General features: G+C 60.7%; 4 protein-coding genes and 1 pseudogene. All 5 read right to left on the bottom strand.

What is annotated here, in order from left to right; genetic code table 11:
* Nucleotides 1-301 (bottom strand): annotated as a pseudogene (locus tag WBF74_RS03180) (hypothetical protein); the annotation flags it as partial.
* Between the two features lie 71 nt (nucleotides 302-372).
* Nucleotides 373-990, bottom strand: coding sequence for a class I SAM-dependent methyltransferase (locus WBF74_RS03175; protein ID WP_424435055.1), 618 nt, complete (start codon nucleotides 988-990; stop codon nucleotides 373-375).
* Nucleotides 991-1,041: 51 nt separating this feature from the next.
* Nucleotides 1,042-1,905 (bottom strand): hypothetical protein, encoded by an 864-nt coding sequence (locus WBF74_RS03170; RefSeq protein ID WP_424435052.1) that lies wholly within the window; start codon nucleotides 1,903-1,905, stop codon nucleotides 1,042-1,044.
* A gap of 9 nt (nucleotides 1,906-1,914) precedes the next feature.
* Entirely contained in the window at nucleotides 1,915-2,316 is a 402-nt protein-coding gene (locus WBF74_RS03165) for a DUF3574 domain-containing protein (RefSeq protein WP_424435049.1), read from the bottom strand.
* Nucleotides 2,317-2,390: 74 nt separating this feature from the next.
* Nucleotides 2,391-3,361, bottom strand: a 971-nt coding sequence (locus WBF74_RS03160; protein WP_424435046.1) for an NAD(P)/FAD-dependent oxidoreductase, incomplete at its 5' end; no start/stop codon positions are given.

The raw sequence follows: 3,361 nt of genomic DNA, 5'->3' as shown, positions 1-3,361 counted from the left end.
CGAAAGCACAGATCCCCGGTCCGTAAAGTCGGCCCATATCGAAAGGCGCGCGCGCCGTCTCGCACCAGAGCACCGGCAGCGCGGATTGCTTCATGGCGCAAGCAACAAGCGCCGCCGCAAACCCCGTCGCCGCTCCCATATCGCGATAGGCAGCCGCCGCCACCTCATGCAGCGCGCCTGCGCGAAGCCCCCCGCCGGGCAGCACGTCTCCCGCCCCGCCCAGCGAAATGAGCGGAGAGGAAGCAGCCTCTTTCCCGGCAATGCGCATCCGGAGATCGGCGATGAGAGCGTTTCTGTCCACGGCCTGCCCGAATAATGTTCCCTATTTGTTCTAGTTGTCTCCCGCCGCCGGGTCAAGCGCGACTTCAAGCCTCAGGCTTCAGCCGTACCCCAATAATTGAACCCCGCAATGCGCGGTGTCGAAGGCAGATACATGGTCTGAAGGTCGGTAATGCGGAACCCGCCTTCCTTGATGATCGAAGGCATGTCGCGGTTGAGATTGCAGCCGCCGAACAGCACCTTCCAGACCGGGTTCACCCTGTCCTGCCAGCGCTTCACTTTTTCGTCGGGCGCCGCGCCATGCTCACAGAAGATGAGCTTGCCGCCCGGCTTCAGCACACGCCTCATGCCCTCAAGCGCCTTCACAGGATCGGGGATGGTGCAAAGGCTGAAAGTGCAGAGCACCGTATCGACGCTCCTGTCATCAAGCGGGATCTGCTCTCCCGGCAGGCCGATGAACTCCACCGGAAAGGAAAGCCCCGCCGCTCGCTCGCCTGCGAGCTTCCACGATTCCTCGGAAGGATCGAGGCCGATCACCTTCGTCACTTTCGCCGGATCGTAATAGGGAAGATTGAGCCCCGTGCCGATGCCGATCTCGAGCACGGTGCCTTCCGCCATCGGCACTGTCTTCTTGCGCTGATAGCGGATCGGCTTGGTCCCGCAGGCACAATTGATGACATGCGGCACGACATAGCGTTCGTAAAGACCCATGAGCCTCCCTCCCCTATTTATATTTTCAGGAAGTATGGCCCCGCGCCTGCCCTAGCGCCACTCCGAAACACCGAAGCGCAAAAGCCTGTCACCATCAATCGCGCCGAGAAGACGCCCGCGCCCCTTGAAGCCAAGCGCGGCGGCAGAGAGAAGCCGCCTGTCGCGCAAAGCCGCCGCCTGCCGAACGGAAGCTGACAAGGCATCCCAGACAATTTCCGGCTCGACCACGCCACAGGCCGCCGCAACCCGCCTGCCACCCCAGGCAGCCGCATAAAGCCGGTCACGCGGCAACGCGCCTGCAGGCGGCGTGCATCCATCGGCAGACGCATCGGCAATCATCGCCGCTGCAAAGCCTGCCATTGCCGCATTTCTGGAGAAGGTCGCCACAAGATCAATCGCACCGCGCGTCGGTACGGCGGAGTGAACGCCACCCAGAGCCGCACCACCCTGAACACCACCCCCAAGCGCGCGCAGAAACTCGCCCGGCATGGGCGGCAAGCCACTATTCACCGGCAATACACTGCGGCCATCGCGATGAATCGCCACCGCATCGCCAAGCGATACCGCAATAAAATCAGCACCACCCGCACGCGCCGCCGCCTCGCGCATCACCTCCAGCACGACATCGCAAACGGCACCCGGAAGGGCTGCAACAACAGGCGGCAATTCCACCCCCTGCACCTCGCGGAACAGCATTGCCACTTCCGCCGCATGGCGCCCCGCCCGGCCGCGCGGCAACACGCTGCCGCCGCTTGCCAGCAATTCCGCATCCTCGATCACGGCACGGCACAAGGCCCGCGCCATATCCGTCGCCGCATCCAGCGCTTCAGGCGCACCGGCACCTTCCGCCGCAAAGGTGATCTTGCCGGGCCACATCTCGAATGATTTTTCGATAGGAGCAGAAAGCGCAAACATGGAAGAACCCTACTCCACGATCTCTACCGGCGCATCCGTATGAAAGACGGATATCTGGCCGAAGCGCTTTTTATAGATCGACTTTATCTCGGCAATCGCTGCATCTGCTTCCGCCGTTGCCGGCCGCACGATCACGATGAGCTTTGTTCTTTCCCGGATGATCGGCGCATTCGCAACCGCAGGGTCACGCCATTGCCCATAAGCATCAATCACCGTGAAGCCATCGGGAAAACGCGGCGTCACAACCTCACCAAGAAAATCCGTCCAGTCTTCTTCCTCCACTGCGCCGCCGCCTGTGAGATCAAGACCGAAATAAAGATCGCTGCGCGTGGAGCCTGTCGGGTCGGCAAGAACCGGGGCACTCACCGAGAGGGCTGTAAGGAGGATGATGAGAAATGAAATGCGGCGCACGAAAAAGCCCTCCTGCTTTCTGCCCAAAGTGGCAGGGAGAAGGAGGGCTTGTCCAGCTTGTGATTACGAGGCGATCAGGCGACGCCGAGTTTCTTCTGCAGGCTCGTCGAGGAAGTCGTGTACTGGAAAGTGACCTTCGCATCGGGATTTGCATATTTGAATGCGGCCTGCGCCATCAGCGCGGCTTCGTGGAAGCCCGACAGAATGAGCTTCAGCTTGCCCGGATAGGTGTTGATGTCACCAATCGCAAAAATACCTGGCTCGCTCGTCTGGAACTTTTCCGTATCAACAGCGATCAGGTTCTCATGCAGGTTGAGGCCCCAATTCGCAATCGGGCCGAGCTTCATCGTCAGACCGAAGAAGGGCAGCAGCGTGTCGCATTCGATCTGATAGTCGTTGCCATCATTGCCCTTCGCGGTCACGCCGGTGAGCTGGCCATTATCGCCATGCAGCGCCGTGATCTGGCCGAGATGGAACTTGATCTTCCCCTCTTCCGCCAGCGCATGCATCTTGTTGACGCTGTCCGGCGCAGCGCGGAAACCGTCGCGGCGGTGAATGAGCTGCATGGAGTTTGCGAGCGGCTGGAGATTGATCGTCCAGTCAAGCGCACTGTCGCCGCCGCCGGAGATCAGAATGTTCTTGCCACGGAAGGCTTCCATGCGCTTCACGGCATAGAAAACCGACTTGCCTTCATATTCTTCGATGCCGGGGATCGGCGGCTTCTTCGGCTGGAAGCTGCCACCGCCCGCCGCAATCACGATCACCTTCGCTTCGAAGACAAGGCCGCCATCAGTCTTCACGCGGAAGCGGCCATCTTCGAGCTTCTGAACTTCTTCCACCATCTCGTTGTAGTGGTATTGCGGCCCGAAGGGTGCCGCCTGCTCCAGCAGGCGCTCGGTCAGTTCCTGACCCGTCACGATGGGAAGTGCGGGAATGTCATAGATCGGCTTTTCGGGATAAAGCTCTGCGCACTGCCCGCCCGGCTTGTCGAGAATATCGATCAGGTGGCATTTCATATCGAGCAGGCCAAGCTCGAACACCGCGA

The sequence above is a fragment of the Parvibaculum sp. genome (assembly GCF_049672805.1).
Lineage (GTDB): Bacteria > Pseudomonadota > Alphaproteobacteria > Parvibaculales > Parvibaculaceae > Parvibaculum.
This window is presented reverse-complemented; position numbering and strand designations above follow the sequence as displayed.